This window comes from Actinokineospora alba (genome assembly GCF_004362515.1).
GTDB classification, from domain to species: Bacteria; Actinomycetota; Actinomycetes; order Mycobacteriales; family Pseudonocardiaceae; genus Actinokineospora; species Actinokineospora alba.
This window is the reverse complement of record NZ_SNXU01000001.1, coordinates 3,556,215-3,574,876: the sequence shown is the minus strand read 5'-3', so window position 1 is coordinate 3,574,876 and position 18,662 is coordinate 3,556,215. Positions and strand designations below refer to the sequence as shown.

The following is an 18,662-nucleotide window of genomic DNA, read 5'->3' as shown; positions in this document are numbered from 1 at the left end:
CTTCGGGGTCAGCGGAGTCGTCGCATCGGATGGAGTTGCTGCGGCGAAGGCTTGCCGCACAAGGACTCTCCGCCGACGGACGGGCTGAGGCGATCACCGCCCGGCCGACCGCGGGGCCCGCGCCGCTGTCCTCGGCGCAGCGGCGCATGTGGTTCATGCAGCAGTTGCAGCCGCACAGCGCGGCCAACAACCTCTGCGTCGGCATCCGGCTGCGCGGTCGGCTCGACACCGCCGCTTTCCACCGCGCCCTGACCGCGACGATCGCCCGGCACGAGGTTCTGCGCACCACCTACGGGGTCGACGCCGACGGCGCTCCCGTCCAGACCGTCCACGACCAGCCGGTCTCGGTCGCACTGATGGACTGTGGCGCGTTTCCCGCGCAGGAGCGCGAGTCCATGATCGACGATCTCGCCCGCGGCATCGGCTCGCGCGCGTTCGACCTTACGGCCGAACCGCCATTGTGGATGTCACTGCTCCGAATGGACGAACAGGAACACGTCCTGCTGCTCGTCGCCCACCACATCGCGTGGGACGACTCGAGCTGGATGCTGTTGCTGCGCGAGGTGGCCGAGCGCTACGCCGAAAGCACCAACCAGCCCGCGTTGCCTCTGTCCTACGCCGACTACTCCGTCTGGGAGCAGAAGCAGGACTACGGCCAGGCGCTCGACTACTGGCGCGGCAGGCTCGATCCCGCCCCCGAGCCGCTGGCCCTGCCGACCGACTTCCCCCGCGCGGCCGTGCAGTCGGAGTCCGGCGGCCGCCGGGTCCGGGCGCTGCCCGCCGACCTGGCCGAGGCGCTGCCCGCCGCGTGCGGGCGCGAGGGTGTCACGCCGTTCATGTTGCTGCTGGCCGCCTACACCGCCGTGCTGCACCGCTACAGCGGCGCCGACGACATCTGCGTCGGCTCCCCCGTGGTCAACCGCGACCGGCCCGAGCTGGCGGGGCTGATCGGCAACTTCGGCAACATGATCGCGCTGCGCACCGACGTCACGGGCGAGCCGACGTTCCGCGACCTGCTCCGCCGCGTGCGCGAGACCTGCACCGGCGCGTACCCGCACCAGGAACTCCCGTTCCACACCTTGGTCGAGCGGCTGCACCCGCCGCGCACACCGGGCCGGTCGGTGCTGTTCGACACCATGTTCTCGCTGCGCACCCCGATCCTGCGCGGCTTCGAGCTGCCGGGCATCGAGATCAGCGAGCGCCCGGTGTTCAACGGGACCGCCCAGTTCGACCTCGCGCTGGCCGCCGTCCTCGGCGACGAGCCGGTGCTGGAAGTCACCTACCGCACGGAACTGTTCACCGAGTCCACTGTGGACCGGTTGCTGGGTCATGTGGAGACCTTGCTGCGTGCCGCGATCGACAACCCAGATCTCGCCGTGTCCGAGCTTCCGTTGCTCACCGACGCCGAGGCCGAGCGGCTGCTCACCCACGGGACCGCCGTGGCGGTCCCGGCGAAGACTGTCGCCGAGCTGGTCTCCGAGCAGACCACCCGGACCCCGAAGGCGACCGCGGTGTCGTGCGCGGGCGAGTCCCTGACCTATCGCGAACTCAACTCGCTGGCGAACCGGTTGGCGCACAAGCTGATCGCCGAGGGCGCCGGACCGGAGCGGTTCGTCGCGGTGGCGCTGCCCCGCTCGGTCGACTTGGTCGTCGCGCTGCTCGCTGTGCTCAAGTCCGGCGCCGCGTACCTGCCGATCGACCCGGACTTCCCGCGCCACCGGATCGACGCGATGCTTTCCGACGCCGAGCCCGCGCTGGTGCTCGACGACCTCGCCGCGGTCCGGGACACCGCCGCACACCCGGACTCCGACCCTGGCGTCACCGTACGGCAGGACAACCCGGCGTACGTCATCTACACCTCCGGCTCCACCGGCAAGCCCAAGGGCGTCGTCGTGCCGCACGGCGCGCTGACCAACTTCCTGCTGGACATGACCAACCGGTTCACCTTCGGACCGGGACAGCGGCTGCTCGCGGTGACGACGGTGTCGTTCGACATCGCCGCCCTGGAGCTCTACGCGCCACTGATCAGCGGCGCCGCCGTGGAACTGGCCCCGCGCGATGCCGTGCTCGACCCGCGCGTGCTCGGCGACTTGATCACCAGCAGCGGCGCCACGGTCATGCAGGCCACCCCGTCGCTGTGGCGGTCCCTTGTGGACACCAGCCGTAAGCCTTTACGCGGCCTGCGGATGCTCGTCGGCGGCGAAGCGCTGCCCACGGACCTGGCCGCCCGGATGCGTGGGGTCGCCTCCGAGGTGACCAACCTCTATGGACCGACCGAGACCACCATCTGGTCCACTGTGGCCAAGATCGGCGACCGTCCGCCGGTGATCGGCGCGCCGATCACGAACACCCAGGTCTATGTCCTCGACGCGCACTTGCGGCCGGTCCCGACGGGTGTTCCGGGCGACCTCTACCTCGCCGGTGACGGCCTGGCTCGCGGCTACCGCGGGCGGCCGGACCTGACGGCGGAGCGGTTCGTGGCCGACCCGTTCGGCGCGCCGGGCAGGAGGCTCTACCGCACCGGCGACATCGCCAAGTGGACGGCCAACGGCGAGCTGGACTTCCTGGGCCGTGGCGACCACCAGGTCAAGGTCCGCGGGTTCCGGATCGAACTGGGCGAGATCGAGACCGTGCTCGCCGGGTGTCCCGGTGTGGCGCGGTCGGTCGTGGTGGCCCATCCGGACGGGCAGCGTCTGGTCGGCTACATCATCAAATCTGAGGACGGTCCGCCGGGGGACGACATGTCGACCGAGGCGGTGCGCGAGCACCTGCGGTCGCGGCTGCCGGACTACATGGTCCCGTCGGCGTTCGTCAGCCTGACCGAGTTCCCGGTCACCCCCAACGGAAAGCTCGACCGGGCCGCGCTGCCCGCCCCCGAGCCGACCACGGCCGCCGTGGGTCGTCCGCCCCGCACACCCCGCGAAGAGGTGCTGTGCGGGTTGTTCGCCGAGATCCTCGGCGTCGACTCGGTCGGCATCGACGACGACTTCTTCGCCCTGGGCGGGCATTCCCTCCTGGTCACCCGCCTCGCCCTGCGGATCGAAGCCACCCTCGGCATGCCGGTGGCGATCAAGCAGGTCTTCGACGACCCGACCGTGGCCCGGCTCGCGGAGCGCCTCGGCGACGGCGGCACGCGGCGGATCCCGCTGCGTCCCGCGGCCCGCCGCGAGCGCGTTCCGCTGTCACACGCGCAGCGGCGGCTGTGGTTCCTGCAGCAGTGGGACGGCCCGGCCACGACCTACAACCTTCCCGTGGTGCTGCGCCTGACCGGCGAGTTGGACACCGACGCACTGACCGCGGCGATCGGCGATGTGGTCGCCCGTCACGAGAGCCTGCGCACCTTGTTGTCCGAAATGGACGGTGAGCCGTGCCAGGTGGTCGTGCCCGCCGGGGAGGCGCACGTCCCGCTGGCCACCTCGGTCAGCGACGCCGACCGGATCGACGACGACCTCGCGGAGACGGTCCGCCACCGCTTCGACCTCACCACCGAGTTGCCGCTGCGGGCGCACCTGTTCAGCCTCGGCGCGACCGAACACGTCCTGCTGCTGCTGGCCCACCATGTGGCGGGCGACGAGTGGTCGGTAGACCCGCTGACCCGCGATCTGGCCGCCGCGTACGACGCGCGCCGCGCGGGCGAGGACCCGGCGTGGCAGCCGCTTCCCGTGCAGTACGCCGATTACACGCTCTGGCAGCGTGAACTGCTCGGCGACGCCGAGGACCCGCACAGCGTCGTCTCCCGCCAGGGCTCGTACTGGACCAAGACGCTCGCCGGGCTCCCGCAACAGCTTCCGCTGCCCACCGACCGCCCCCGGCCGCCGGTCGCGGGCAACGCGGGCGGCTTCGCCACCTTCGACCTGTCGCCCGAGCTGCATCGCGAGCTGCGCGCGCTGGCCCAGCGGACCGGCACGACCGCGTTCATGGTCCTGCAGGCCGCGTTCGCCGCGCTGCTGACCCGCCTCGGCGCGGGCACCGACATCCCGATCGGCACCCCGGTCGCCGCCCGCCCGGACGAGGCTCTCGGCGACGCCGTCGGGTTCTTCGTCAACACCGTGGTCCTGCGCACCGACACCGCCGGCGACCCGACGTTCACCGAGCTGCTGCGCCGGGTGCGTGAGGTCGACCTGGCCGCGTTCGACCACGCCGACGTCCCGTTCGAGCACCTGGTCGAGCTGCTCAACCCGGTCCGCTCCACCTCGGCGCACCCGCTGTTCCAGGTCGCGCTCGGCTACCAGCGCCGCTCCGCGGCCGGTCCGTCGATGGACGGGCTCGGCACGTCGGTCGAGCTGGTCACCACCGGCACCGCGAAGTTCGACCTCACCGTCGTGGTCACCGAGACCGACGGCGTCGACGGGCTGGCCGCGGGCATCGAGTACCGCGCCGACCTGTTCGACCCGGCCACAGCGCAAACCCTTGGCGCGCGGCTGGTCCGGCTGCTGACCGGTGTCCTCGCCGCCCCGGACCGCCGCATCGGCGCCGTGGACATCCTGGCCGAGGATGAGCGCGCCACGATCCTGTCCGTCTGGGGCGACGGTGGCCCCTCCGCGGCGCCGTCCACGCTGCCCGCGCTGTTCGCCGAGCAGGTCCGGCTGCGGGGCGACGCGACCGCCGTGGAGTTCGAGGACGACTCGCTGAGCTACGCCGAACTCGACGCGGCCGCCAACCGCCTGGCCCGTGAGCTGCTCGCGCAAGGCGCCGGGCCGGAGCGGATCGTCGCGGTGGCGCTGCCGAGGTCGCTGGACCTGATCATCGCGCTGCTCGCCGTCAGCAAGTCCGGTTCCGCCTACCTGGCCCTCGACCCGGACTATCCAGCGGACCGGCTGTCCTACATGGTCGCCGACGCCCACCCGGTGTGCGCGGTCACGACCGGCGACATCGCCGCGCGGCTGCCCGAACTGGCCGCCTTGCCTTGTGTGACACCGGATAGCGGTGCCGACGCACGCGAGGTGACCGACGCCGACCGGCCGTGCCCGCTCGGGCCGGACAACGCCGCGTACGTCATCTACACCTCCGGCTCCACGGGCCGCCCCAAGGGCGTCGTGGTCCCGCATGAGGGTGTGGCCAAGCTGGTCGCCACCCAGCGCGACCGGCTCGGCTTCGGCCCCGAGCACGCGGTGACCATGTTCTCCTCCCCCAGCTTCGACCTGGCGTTCTGGGAACTCGTCGTCGGCCTGCTCTCCGGCGGTCGGCTGGTCGTGTTCCCGGCCGACCGGCGCGTGCCCGGTCCGGCGCTGGCCGACTACATCCGCGACCACAACGTCACCCACACGTTCCTGCCGCCGTCGGTGCTGTCCGTGCTGCCTGAGGACGTCAACCTGCCGACGGGCATCCATCTGCTGGTGGGCACCGAGGCCGTGTCGGCGGAGTTGGTGCGCCGCTGGGCGCCGGGCAGGCGGATGGTCAACTGCTACGGCCCGACGGAGACCACGGTCAACGCCACCCTCGGCGAGTGCGACCTCGACGCGATCGCCGCGGCGGCGTCGGTGCCGATCGGCAGGCCCGACCCCGGGATGTTCGGCTACGTGCTCGACGCCGGTCTGCGGCCGGTGCCCGTGGGCGTCGTCGGTGAGCTCTACCTGGCGGGCCATGGTGTCGCTCGCGGCTACCACGGCCAGGGCGCGCTGACCTCGCAGCGGTTCGTGGCGAATCCTTATGGCGCACCGGGTTCCCGCATGTACCGCACGGGTGACCTCGCCCGCTGGACCCCGGACGGCCGTATCGATTTCCTCGGCCGCGCCGACGACCAGGTCAAGATCCGCGGGTTCCGCATCGAGCCCGGCGAGATCGCCGCCGTCCTGGTCGGCCACCCGGACGTGGCCGCCGCCGTGGTCATCGCCCGTGAGGACCGTCCCGGCGACAAGCGCCTGGTCGCCTACCTGTCGCCCGAACCCGGTTCCACGCCGGAGGCCTCGCACCTGCGTCGGCACCTCGCCGCCGTGCTGCCGGACTACATGGTGCCCGCCGCGTTCGTCGTGCTCGACGCGTTGCCGCTGCTGCCCAACGGCAAGATCGACCGCAGTGTCCTGCCCGCGCCCGACTATTCGGTGCCCGCCGGGCGCGGCCCGCGCTCGCCGCGCGAAGAGGTGCTGTGCGAGCTGTTCGCCGACGTGCTGGGGGTCGAGCAGGTCGGGATCGACGACGACTTCTTCGCCCTGGGTGGCCATTCGCTGCTCGCGACGAAGCTCGTCAGCCGGGTCCGCGCCGCGCTCGGCACGGAACTGCCGCTGCGGGCGCTGTTCGAGACCCCGACCGTGGCCCAGCTCGCCGAGGTCACCGGGGGTGCCGTCCGGCCGCCGCTGGTCGCCCGCGGCGACGGGTCGGCCCCGCTGTCATTCGCCCAGCAGCGGCAGTGGTTCCTGCACCAGCTCGAAGGCCCCAGCCCGACCTACAACATCGCCGCCGCGTTCCGGCTCTCCGGCACGCTCGACATCGGTGCGCTGCGGTCGGCGCTGGCCGATGTGGCCGACCGGCATGAGGTGCTGCGCACGCTGTTCGGCGAGTCCGGCGGCCACGCCGAGCGCGTGGTGCTGACCGACGTCCGGCCGGCCCTGGAGGTCACGGACGCCTCCGAGTCCACAGTGGATGCGCTGTTGACCGCGGCGGCCCGCCGCCCGTTCGACTTGGCCGCGGAGATCCCACTGCGGGCGAGCCTGTTCACCCTGAGCGCCGACGACCACGTGCTGGCGCTGCTGGTGCACCACATCGCCGGTGACGGCGCCTCGATCGAGGTGCTGACCCGGGATCTGTCTACCGCCTACGCCGCCCGACTCGCGGGCGCCGGTCCTCAGTGGACCGCGCTGCCGGTCGAGTACACCGATTACGCCGTCTGGCAGCGCGAACTGCTCGGCGACGCCGAGGACCCGGGCAGCGAGCAGTCCCGGCAGACCGCGTTCTGGGCAGAGACGCTCGCCGACGCGCCGACCGAGCTGGCGCTGCCCACCGACCGGCCGCGACCGCCCGTCGCGAGCCACGCGGGCGACCTGATCGGGTTCCGGCTCGACACCGACGCCGCCCGCGCCGTCCGGGCGCTGGCCAAGGCGACCGGGGTCAGCCCGTTCATGGTCTTCCACGCCGGTCTCGCCGCCCTGCTGACCCGCCTGGGCGCGGGCACCGACCTGCCGATCGGCACCCCGGTCGCCGGGCGCACCGACGAGGCGCTGCGGGACCTGGTCGGGTTCTTCGTCAACACCCTGGTCCTGCGCGCGGACACCTCCGGCGACCCGACGTTCACCGAGCTGCTGGCCCGGGTCCGGGCGGCCGACCTCGCCGCGTTCGACCACGCGGACCTGCCGTTCGAGCGGCTCGTGGAGTTGCTCAGCCCGGAGCGCTCGCAGGCACGACACCCGCTGTTCCAGGTCATGCTGGTGCACAACGACGCCGCCGCGGCCCGTCCGACGCTCACCGGGATCGAGGCGCGCCCGGTCGTGGTCGACAGCGGTGTCGCGAAGATGGACTTGACGGTCACCGTCGTCGAGGGGCTCGAAGGCGAGGCGATCGAGGGCTTCGTCGAGTACAGCACCGACCTGTTCGACCGGGAGACCGCCGCCGGCATCGCCGACCGTTATGTCCGGCTGCTCGCCGACCTGGTGCGCGATCCCGAGACCCGCATCGGCGGCGCGGACGTTCTGACCGCCGCCGAGCGGCACGCCGTGCTGGAAGGCTGGAACGACACCGCCCACCCGGTGCCCGCGACGACCCTGCCGGAGCTGTTCGCGGCGCAGGCCGCGCGCACGCCGGACGCCACGGCCGTGGTGTTCGAAGGCAGGCGGGTGAGCTACGCGAACGTGGACGCGGCGGCGAACCGCCTGGCGCACCTGCTGATCGAGCGCGGTGTCACCCCGGAGCGGGTCGTCGCGGTCGCCGTTCCCCGGTCGGTGGAGCTGATCGTCGCGCTCTACGCGGTGCACAAGGCCGGTGGCGCGTACCTGCCGATCGACCCGGACTACCCGGCCGACCGGATCGCGTACATGCTCGACGACGCCGAACCGGCCGTCGTGATCACCACCGCCGACCTCACGCACGTCCTGCCCTCGGTCGACGCGCCCGTCGTGCTCGACGACGCCGACGTCGTCGCGGCCGTCCAGTCCTACCCGGACACCCGGCCCACGGTGCCGGTCGACCCCGCGTGCGCCGCGTACCTGATCTACACCTCCGGCTCCACCGGCAGGCCGAAGGGGGTCGCGGTCTCCCATGCCGCGATCGTCAACCGGCTGCTCTGGATGCAGGACACCTACACTCTCACCGAGGCCGACCGGGTCCTGCAGAAAACGCCCTCGAGCTTCGACGTGTCGGTGTGGGAGTTCTTCTGGCCGCTGCTGACCGGCGCGACGCTGGTGGTCGCCGCGCCCGAGGGCCACAAGGACCCCGCGTACCTCGCCAATCTCATCCAGTCCGAGGGCGTCACGACGATCCACTTCGTCCCCACGATGCTGCGCGCCTTCCTGACCGAGCCCACCGCAGCGAACTGCTCGTCGCTCACCCGGGTCATCTGCAGCGGCGAGGCACTGCCCGCCGACGCGGTGGCACTCTGCGCGGACGTCCTGCCCGGCGCGGCCCTGCACAACCTTTACGGGCCAACCGAAGCGGCGGTCGACGTGACCGCGTGGGCCTGCACCGAACCGGCTGCGGTGGTCCCGATCGGCCGCCCGGTCTGGAACACCGGGCTGCGCATCCTCGACTCGGCGTTGCGGCCGGTCGCACCGGGGGTCGCCGGAGAGCTTTACCTGACCGGCGTCCAGCTGGCCCGCGGCTACCGGGGCAGGCCCGGCCTGACCGCAGAGCGGTTCGTGCCGGACCCATTCGGCCCGGCTGGCTCCCGGATGTACCGCACCGGCGACCTGGCTCGCTGGAACCGCGACGGCGCCGCCGAATACCTCGGCCGGGTCGACAACCAGATCAAGCTACGCGGCTTCCGCATCGAACTCGGCGAGATCGAGCAGGCCCTGCTGGGTCACCCGGCGATCAGCCAGTCCGCTGTCGTGGTCCGCGACGACCGGCTTGTCGCCTATGTCGTCGGTGAGGAGCCCGACCTGCGTGAACACGCGGCGCGACGGCTGCCGGAGCACATGGTGCCCGCCGCGTTCGTCACGCTCGACGCGTTGCCGATCAGCCCCAGCGGCAAGCTCGACCGGGCGAAGCTGCCCGCACCCGACTTCGCCGCCCAGGCCGGGGACGACGAGGCCGAGACCCCACGCGAACAACTGCTCTGCGAGCTGTTCGCCGACCTGCTCGGCCTGCCCAAGGTGGGCGCGCACGATGGGTTCTTCGCCCTCGGCGGCGACAGCATCCTGTCGATCCAGCTGGTCAGCCGGGCCCGGGCCGCGGGGCTGGGCATCACCCCGCGCGACGTGTTCGCCCACCAGACCCCGGCCGCGCTGGCCGCTGCCGCCTCGGTGGTGGAGAGCGCCGACCGCGACACCGAGCCCGCCGGGTACGGCGTCGGCAAGGCGCCCGCGAGCCCGGTGGCGCACTGGCTGCGTGAGCGCGGCGGCCCGATCGGGAAGTTCAGCCAGTCGCTCCTGCTGCGCACCCCCGGCGACCTGGACGAAGCCGGGCTCCGCACGGCGTTGCAGGCGGTCTTGGACCGGCACGACGCGCTGCGCGCCCGGCTCGACGCCGACTGGTCCCTCGACATCGGTGAGCCGGGATCGGTTGCCGCGGCGGACATCCTGACCCGGCATGACGTGTCCACTATGGACGAGACCAAGTCGGCCGCGCTGATCGAGACGGAGGCCGCGGCGGCGATCGGCAGGCTGCGCCCGACCGAGGGCGTCATGGTCCAGGCGGTCTGGTTCGACGCGGGCCCCGGCCCGCGCGGCAGGCTGCTGCTGGTCATCCACCACCTCGTGGTGGACGGCGTCTCGTGGCGCGTCCTACAACCAGACCTGGTCGACGCCTGGCGCGGAGCCACCCTCCCCGAGGTCCACACCTCGGTGCGCCGCTGGGCCGAACGCGCCCACCAGGAGGCGGCACGACCGGCGGAGCTCGCGGCCTGGGCCGCGGTCCTGGACGGTCCGATGCCCACCCTAGGCGAGCGGCCACTCGACCTGGCCGTCGATGTCGCGTCCACAGTGGAGCGTCTGACGCTGCGCCTGGCGAGCGAGCCGACCACGGCTCTGCTGACCCGGCTGCCGGAGCTGTTCCATACCGGCGTGACCGAGGTCCTGCTGACCGGACTCGGCCTCGCCCTGGCGGATCGCCTGGGACACCAGGAGTTCCTAGTCGACCTGGAGGGCCACGGTCGCGACGACGACCGGCTCGACCTGTCGCGCACCGTCGGCTGGTTCACCAGCGTCTACCCGGCCCGACTCGACGTGACCGGGATCGACCTGCCCAACGCCGCCGTCGGCGGGCGGGCCGCGGGCGAGGCGATCAAGCGGGTCAAGCAGCGGCTCGCCGAGCTGCCCGAGGACACCGCCGGGTTCGGCAGGCTGCGCTACCTCAACCCGGACACCGGCGCGTACCTCGCGGGCCTGCCCCGGCCGCAGCTGCTGTTCAACTACCTCGGCAGGCTCACCGCGGAGCAGGAGCCCGCCGCGGACTGGGCCGTCGATCTGCGCCCGTTGCCCGCGGGCGTCGACGACCGCGCAGGCGTGGCGTACCCGGTTGAGCTCAACGTGGTCACGCTCGACCAGGCCGACGGCCCGGTGCTGCAAGCGACCTGGTCGTGGCCAGGTGGAGTGCTGTCGGAGGCGATCGTGGCCCGGTTGGCCGAGCGCTGGTTCGCCTACCTGGAAGCGCTGGCGGCGCACGCCGACGCACCGGACGCGGGCGGACTCACCCCCTCGGACGTCCCGCTCGTCTCCCTGACCCAGGAGCAGCTCGACGCTTTCGGCCCGGCGGCGGACGTGCTGCCGGTGACCCCACTGCAGGCGGGTTTGCTGTTCCACTCGATGGCCGCGGGGGAGTCCGATGGCATCGACATCTACACCGTGCAGAACCTCCTCGACTTGGCAGGCCCGCTCGACCTGGACCGGTTGCGGGGTGCGGCCGAGGGTCTGCTGACCCGGCATCCCAACCTGCGCGCGGGTTTCCGCCAGCTCGGTCAGCTGGTGCAGGTCATCCCTCCCGCCGCCGACCTGCCCTGGCGGGAGGTCGACCTCGCACACCTCGACCCGGCCGCGCGACGGGCGGAGTCCGACCGGCTCGCCGCCGAGGAGCGTGACCGCCGCTTCGACGTCACCGCGCCGCCGCTGCTGCGGTTCCTGGTGCTGCGCCTGAGTTCCGACCAGCACCGGATCGTCTTCACCTGCCACCATGTCCTACTCGACGGCTGGTCCACGCAACTGCTCGCGCAGGAACTGTTCGCGCTCTACCAAGGCGGGCCGATGCCCGCCGCCGCGCCGTACCGTGACTACCTGGCGTGGCTCGACGCGCAGGACACCGACGCGGGCCGCGAAGCGTGGCGCACGGCGCTCGCCGGGCTGGAGCAGCCGACCCGTCTGGTCGCCAAGACCGTGCGTGGCGGCTTCACCGAGCGGACGCGGGTCAGCACGCGGCTCTCACCCTCGCTGACCGCGCGGCTCGCGGAGGTGGCGCGGACCACCGGCGTCACCCAGAACACCGTGCTGCAGGCCGCTTGGGGCCTGGTGCTCGCCCAGCTCACCGGGCGCGACGACGTGGTGTTCGGCCAGACGGTGTCCGGCAGGCCCGCCGAACTGCCCGGTGCGGAGACCATGGTCGGCCTGATGATCAACACGGTTCCGGTGCGGATCGCCTTGCGGCCCAGCGAAAGCGTCGAAGGGCTGCTCAGCCGGGTCGCCGACGAGCAGGCCGCGCTCATGGCGCACCACCACGTCGGCTTGGCCGACATCCAGCGGGCGGCGGGCTCCGGGCAGCTGTTCGACTCACTGGTGGTGTTCGAGAACTTCCCGGTCGACGAGCAGACCCGGATCGAGCCCGCGCCTGGCCTGCGCGTCACCGCCGCCGAGGGCATCGACGCCACGCACTACCCGCTGACCCTGGCCGTGCTGCCGGGCGCCGAACTGGACCTGCACCTGGAGTACCACCCGGAGTGCTTCGACCGCGACGGCACCCAGCGGGTCCTCGACCGCTTCCTGCGCGTCCTCGACGGGCTGCTCGCCGACCCGTCGATCCGGGTCGCCGCAGTGGATCCGCTGACCGCGGACGAGCGCGAGCAGGTGCTCCGGACGTGGAACGACACCGCGCTCGACGTTCCGCGTGAAGCGACCCTGCCGAGTCTGTTCGCCGAAGCCGTCGCCCGCGACCCGCAAGGCTCCGCGCTGGTGGCACCGGGCACCCGGCTGAGCTTCGCCGAGCTGGACGCGGCGGCCAACCGGCTGGCGAACGCCCTTGTCGCCCAAGGGGTCGGGCCGGAGAAGATCGTCGCGCTGCTGCTGCCCCGGACCGCCGAGTTCGTGGTGGCGATGCTCGCGGTCCTCAAGGCGGGCGGCGCGTACCTGCCGATCGACCCGGCCTACCCGGCCGCGCGCATCACGGCCACGATCGCCGACGCCGACCCGCACCTGGTGATCAGCATGGCCGCCGTCGCCGACGTCCTCGGGGACACGCCTCGGATGCTGCTCGACGAGCAGACCTTCGACGCCTTTCCGGACACCGCTCCCGTCGTCGGCCTGGAGCCCCGGCACCCGGCGTACGTGATCTACACGTCCGGCTCGACCGGGGCGCCCAAGGGTGTCGTGGTCACGCACGCCAGTGTGGTCAACCTGTTCCACAGCCACCGGGAGACGCTCTACAAGCCGACCGTCGCCGCGGCGGGCGGTCGGACACTGCGGGTCGGGCACACGTGGTCGTTCGCGTTCGACGCGTCCTGGCAGCCGCAGCTGTGGCTGCTCGACGGGCACGCCCTGCACATCGTCACCGAGGAGACGCTGCGCGACCCGGCCCTGCTCACCGAACAGGTCCGCGCCGAGCGGCTCGACTTCATCGAGGTCAGCCCGTCGCTGGCGGTCGCGCTCGCCGACGCTGGCCTGGTCGGCGACGGCGAATGCCCGCTGCTGGCGCTCGGTGTCGGCGGCGAGGCCGTGCCGCCGGCGTTCTGGCGGACCATGCGGTCGTTGCGGAACACCCAGTGCTACAACCTCTACGGCCCCACCGAGACCACAGTGGACGCTCTCGCCGCGCGCGCGACGGACAGCGAGTCCCCGCTGGTGGGCACCCCGACCGCGAACACCAGCGCCTACGTGCTCGACGCGGCGCTGCGGCCCGTCGCGCCGGGAGTCGCCGGTGAGCTGTACCTGGGCGGCGCAGGGCTGGCGCGGGGATACCTGCGCCGGGAGAGCCTCACCGCCGAGCGGTTCGTCGCCGACCCGTTCGGCCCGGCCGGGTCCCGTATGTACCGCACCGGGGACCTGGTGCGGTGGACCGACAACGGCCGGATCGACTACCTGGGCCGGGTCGACGAGCAGGTCAAAGTGCGGGGCTTCCGGGTCGAACTGGGCGAGATCGCCGCGGCCCTGTCCACGCACCCGGATGTCGCGCAGGCCGTGGTCACCCAGATGTCGGGCAAGCTCGTCGCCCATGTTGTGTCCACAGTGGACGAGCCGGTGGGGTTGCGTGAATACCTCGGCGAGCGGCTGCCCGATTACATGGTGCCCGCCGCGTTCGTCGTGCTCGACGCCCTGCCGCTGACCCCACACGGCAAGGTCGACCGGGCCGCGCTGCCCGCGCCGGAACTCACCACGACCGTGGGCCGGGAACCGCGCACGCTCACCGAGAAGATCCTCTGCGGACTGTTCGCCGACGTCCTCGAAGTCCCGTCCGTGGCGGTCGACGATGACTTCTTCGCCCTCGGCGGCCACTCGCTCCTGATCGTCGCGCTGCGCTCCCGTATCACCGAGGAATTCGGCGAGCCGGTTCCGGTCGCCCACTTGTTCGCCCATCCGACACCTGAACTATTGGCCAAACACTGGGCCGCAACCTCCCTCGAAAGGAACGAACCGTGACCAACCCGTTCGAGAACCCCGACGGCACGTACCTGGCGCTGGTCAACGACGAGGGCCAGCACTCGCTGTGGCCCGAGTTCGCCGACGTCCCCGCAGGCTGGACGGTCGCGTTCGGCCCGGACACCCGCCAGGCCTGCCTGGACCACATCAGCGCGAACTGGACTGACATGCGGCCCAAGAGCCTGATCGAGGCGATGGGCGAATGAACACCGCCGAACTGACGGACACGCCCCTGGAACGGCCAGTCGACGGGCGCCCGCTCTACACGCTGTACCCGGTCCGCCGGGGTGAGGACCCGGGTCCGCTGCCCGAGGACGCCGGACTGGTGCTGTCCCGGTTCGCGGTCATCCACCGCGAGGGCACGGCCCTGCTGGTCGAATCCCCACGCGCCCCGCGGCTGCGCCGGTGGAGCCCGTTCGAACTGTGGCTGCACAACCGGAGCAGGCTCGCCCGAGAATCAGCCGCGCAGGAAAACGGAGCAGCAGCAGGTGTTTGAGGCATTCCCGACGGTCGAGCCCGCGCCGAACGCGCGGTTCGAGCCGTTCCCCGTCACCGACCAGCAGCACGCCTACCTCGTCGGCCGGACCGGTGAGTTCGAGCTGGGCAACGTGTCCACCCACGCGTACTACGAGTACGAGGGCGAACTCGACCTGGACCGGTTCACCCGCGCGTGGCAGCGGGTCGTCGATCGGCACGACATGCTGCGCGCCGTCCTGCTGCCCGAGCGCGAGCAGCAGGTGATCCTCGCCGACGTGCCGCCGTTCGCGCCCGAGGTCGTCGACCTGCGCGGCCTGGGCGAGGACGAGGTTTCCGCGCGGCTGACCGAGCTGCGCGACCGGATGTCGCACGAAGTGCGGCCCGCCGACCAGTATCCGTTGTTCGGTGTCGTCGTCAGCAGGCTCGATGACGCACGGGCCCGGGTGCACATCAGCTTCGACGGGCTCACCCTGGACTACCTGAGCTGGCAGCTGCTCGTCGCCGACCTGACCCGGTTCTACGCCGACCCGGAGCTACGGCTCGACCCGCTCGACCTGACCTTCCGCGACTACGTGCACACCCAGCGGGCGTTGAAGGACACCGAGTCCTACCGCCGCGCCGAGGAGTACTGGCGCGGCCGGGTCGAGGACCTGCCGGAGTCGCCGCGGCTGCCGATCGGCACCGACCCCGCGACCATCTCCCACCCGCGCTGGACCAGCCGCGCGGGCACGCTCGACCCCGAGCCGTGGCGCGCCCTCAAGGCGCTGGCCGGGCAGGCCGGGCTCACCCCGACCGCCCTCGTGCTCGCCGCGTTCGCCGAGGTGCTCGCGGTGTGGTCCGAGGAGCCGCGGTTCACCATCAACGTGCCGCGGATGAACCGGCTTCCGCTGCACCCGCAGGCCAACGAGATCCTCGGCGAGTTCGCGTCGTTCTCCCTGCTGGCCGTCGACCACGACGGTTCGGCGCCGTTCACCCAGCGGGCCAAGGCCGTGCAGCGGCAGCTGTGGACCGATCTGGCGAACCAGCAGGTCAGCGGCGTGCAGGTGCTGCGCGAGCTGAGCCGGGTCCGCGGCGGCATCCACCGCGCGGCCATGCCCGTGGTGCTCACCAGCACGCTCGGCTTCGACGCCGGGCCCGCTCCCCTGCTCGGCGGGCAGATCGAGCGGGTGTTCGCGATCTCGCAGACCCCGCAGGTCTACCTCGACGTGCAGATCGAGGAGGCCCCCTCCGGCGCGATGACCTACAACTGGGACAGCGTCGACGAGATCTTCCCGACCGACCTGATCGCCGACGCGTTCGCCGCGTTCGGCGCGCTGCTCTCGCGACTGGCCACCGACCCGGACAGCTGGTCGGCGACCGACTTCGCTCTCGCGGCCTCCGCTCCGCTCTCCGGCGCGGACCGCCCGGTGCCTGAGCTGTTGGTGCAGCAGCTTTTCCTGGACAAGGCGGAGCAGCGGCCTGACGACCTCGCCGTGATCACCTCCGCCTGCTCGCTGACGTACCGGGAGGTGCGGTCGCGCGCCCGGCAGGTCGCCCACTGGCTGTGCGAGCACGGCGCGTGCACCGAGACCCCGGTGGCGGTCGTGCTGGACAAGGGCTGGGAGCAGGTGGTGGCGGCCTACGGCTCACTGTTCGCCGGGTCGCCCTACCTTCCCGTGGACGCCGCGCTTCCGCCCGCGCGGATCGCTTCGTTGCTTGAGGCGGCCGGTGTTTCGCTGGTGCTGACCAGAAGCGGGCTCTACGAGTCCCTTGTGGACAGTGTCGGTGCCCGGCAGGTGCTGTGCGTCGACGACGCGGGCGACCTGCCCGACACCCCCCTTGACGCCGTCCAGACGCCGTCGGACCTGGCCTACGTGCTGTTCACCTCCGGCTCCACCGGCACGCCGAAGGGCGCGATGATCGAGCACGCGGGCATGGTCAACTGCCTGCGCGACACCATCGACACCTTCGGCATCGGTCCGGGCGACCGCGCTTTGGCCGTGACCGCGCTGCACCACGACATGTCGACGTTCGACGTCTTCGGGGTGCTGGGCGCGGGCGGCGCGATCGTGATTCCGGACGCGGTTCGGTCCCGCGACGCCGAGCACTGGGCCGACCTGATCGCCGAACACGGGGTCACCGTGTGGAACTCGGTGCCCGCCATGATGGAGATGCTGCTGGAGACGGGCCCGGTGCCGTCGTCGTTGCGGCTGGCTTTCCTTGGCGGCGACTGGATTCCGCTGCGGCTGGCCGCCGAGGTGTCTTCGAGCCTGCGCCTGGTGTCGGTGGGCGGGCCGACCGAGACGACGCTGTGGAACATCTGGCACCCGGTCGAGGAGTTCGACGAGTCGTGGCGCAGCGTCCCGTATGGCGCGCCGATCGCGAACACGCGCTACCACATCCTCGACCCGTGGCGGCGCGCTCGGCCCGTGGGCGTGGCCGGTGAGCTGTACTGCGCCGGACCCGGGGTCGCCCGCGGCTACCTCGGCGACCCGGAACGCACCTCGCAGTCCTTTGTGGAGCGTAACGGGGAGCGGCTCTACCGCACCGGCGACCGCGGACGGCTGCTGCCGAGCGGCGTGATCGAGTTCGCCGGACGCGGGGACACCCAGGTCAAGATCCGCGGGCAGCGCATCGAACTCGGCGAGATCGACGCCGCGCTCGCCGCGGTCCCGGGTGTGCGCGACGCCGTCGCCACCGCCGTGCCGCACACGGACCGGCCCGGATACCGCGCGCTCGCCGCGCATGTCGTCGGCGAGTCGCTCGATGCCGAGGAGATCCGCCGAGCCTTGTCGGCGCGGCTGCCCGCGCACATGGTGCCCGCGACCGTGACCGTCCTCGACCGGTTCCCGCTGACCCGCAACGGAAAGGTCGACCGGGTCGCGCTCGCGACGGCCGAGGCGACCGCCGCGGAGCCGGTGGAAGACGGCGACGTGAGCCCGCTCGAAGAGGTCATCGCCGAGGTGTGGGCTGATGTCCTGGAGGTCGAGCGGGTGGGTGTCACCGACGACTTCTTCGCCCTGGGCGGGGATTCGCTCCTCGCCACCCGGATCGTCGCCCGGCTGCGTGAGGCGCTGGACACGCCAGGTCTCGGCCTGCTGTCGGTGCTGTCCACCGTGACCGTCCGCCAGCTCGCCGCCGCGATGGCGGCCGACCAGGAACAGCCGGGCCGGATCGAGCAGGTCGCCGAGCTGTACCTGGAGATCTCGCGGATGCCGGAGGAGGACGTCGAGGCGGAGCTGATGCGCCGATGACGATCTTCCGCGGCGACTGGATTCGCTGCTACAGACCAAGGCCGTACGCCACCCGGCGGCTGATCTGCTTCCCGCACGCGGCGGGCGGCGCCGGGTTCTACCGGCAGTGGGTGGACACGCTGCCCGCCGACACAGAGCTGTGGGCGGTGCAGTACCCAGGGCGTGAGGACCGCTTCACCGAGCCGTGCGTGCCCGACATGGACGCCCTGGCCGACCTCGTCGCCGACGCGCTGGCGCCGGTGCTCGACCTGCCGACGGCGGTGTTCGGGCACAGCATGGGCGCGGCCGTCGGGTACGAGGTCACCCGCCGGCTGCTGGGCCGGGGGGCGCCCGTGGACCGGCTGTTCGTCTCCGCCCGCCCATCGCCGTCGCACCAGCGGGCCACCCGGACCGAGGTGTACCTGCGCGACGACGACGGGATCGTCGCTGAACTGGCGACACTGCGCGGGTCGGGCATCGCCGTGCTCGACCAGCCGGAGCTGCGCGAACTCGTGCTTCCCATGGTCCGCAACGACTTCCGGCTGATCGAGACGTACCGTCCGGCCGACTTCGCGCCGCTGCCGATCCCGATTCTGGCGTTGGCGGGCGCGGACGACCCGCGCATGACCGTGGCGCAGGCCGCGGACTGGGCCGAGGCGACCGACGCCGGGTTCGCTCTGGAAGTGTTCCCCGGCGGGCATTTCTACCTGGAGCCGCACCGCGTCCAGGTGATCGACACCGTGATCAGGCAGATGAACACCCCCACCAGCAAGGAGAAAGCCATGACGACCCCGGATGAGCTGACCGTGGACGGAATCCGCGCGTCGGTCGCGGAGCTGCTGGCGATCGACGTGGACCGCGTCGGCCCGGAGGACAACCTGCTCATGCTGGGCGTCGACTCGATCAAGCTGATGGGCCTGGCCAGCCGCTGGCAGCGACACGGCGTCGAGGTGCCGTTCGTCGAGCTGGCCGAGAACCCGACGGCCGCCCACTGGTCGAAGCTGCTGAGCGGCGCGGCCTAGCCTTCCGAGCCCAACCGGCCTCGTACTAA

At 72.1% G+C, this 18,662-nt stretch carries 5 protein-coding genes; all 5 read left to right on the top strand.

Annotated features, from left to right (window positions below):
- Positions 1-29 precede the first annotated feature (29 nt).
- Genes C8E96_RS16390 through C8E96_RS16375 form a run of 5 tightly spaced genes read left to right on the top strand, consistent with a single transcriptional unit; the run spans position 30 to position 18,633 of the window.
- Positions 30-13,922: a non-ribosomal peptide synthetase gene (locus C8E96_RS16390; RefSeq protein ID WP_091382965.1), complete on the top strand. Its 13,893-nt coding sequence runs from the start codon at positions 30-32 to the stop codon at positions 13,920-13,922.
- Positions 13,919-14,128 carry an MbtH family protein gene (locus tag C8E96_RS16385; protein ID WP_091382967.1) on the top strand — a complete coding sequence of 70 codons (210 nt, stop codon included), beginning with the start codon at positions 13,919-13,921 and terminating at the stop codon, positions 14,126-14,128. The genes C8E96_RS16390 and C8E96_RS16385 overlap by 4 nt, the downstream gene beginning before the upstream one ends.
- Entirely contained in the window at positions 14,125-14,418 is a 294-nt protein-coding gene (locus C8E96_RS33325) for a hypothetical protein (RefSeq protein ID WP_166658023.1), read from the top strand. The genes C8E96_RS16385 and C8E96_RS33325 overlap by 4 nt, the downstream gene beginning before the upstream one ends.
- The gene (locus C8E96_RS16380; protein WP_166658022.1) at positions 14,411-17,632 is read left to right on the top strand and encodes a non-ribosomal peptide synthetase; all 3,222 of its coding nucleotides are present in this window, start codon (positions 14,411-14,413) and stop codon (positions 17,630-17,632) included. The genes C8E96_RS33325 and C8E96_RS16380 overlap by 8 nt, the downstream gene beginning before the upstream one ends.
- Entirely contained in the window at positions 17,629-18,633 is a 1,005-nt protein-coding gene (locus C8E96_RS16375; RefSeq protein WP_133794513.1) for an alpha/beta fold hydrolase, read from the top strand. The genes C8E96_RS16380 and C8E96_RS16375 overlap by 4 nt, the downstream gene beginning before the upstream one ends.
- Positions 18,634-18,662: the final 29 nt, after the last annotated feature.

Coding starts and splice junctions, on each gene's coding strand:
- C8E96_RS33325 (WP_166658023.1), top strand. CDS start 14,125: ATGAACACCGCCGAACTGACGGACACGCCCCTGGAACGGCCAGTCGAC.
- C8E96_RS16375 (WP_133794513.1), top strand. CDS start 17,629: ATGACGATCTTCCGCGGCGACTGGATTCGCTGCTACAGACCAAGGCCG.
- C8E96_RS16390 (WP_091382965.1), top strand. CDS start 30: ATGGAGTTGCTGCGGCGAAGGCTTGCCGCACAAGGACTCTCCGCCGAC.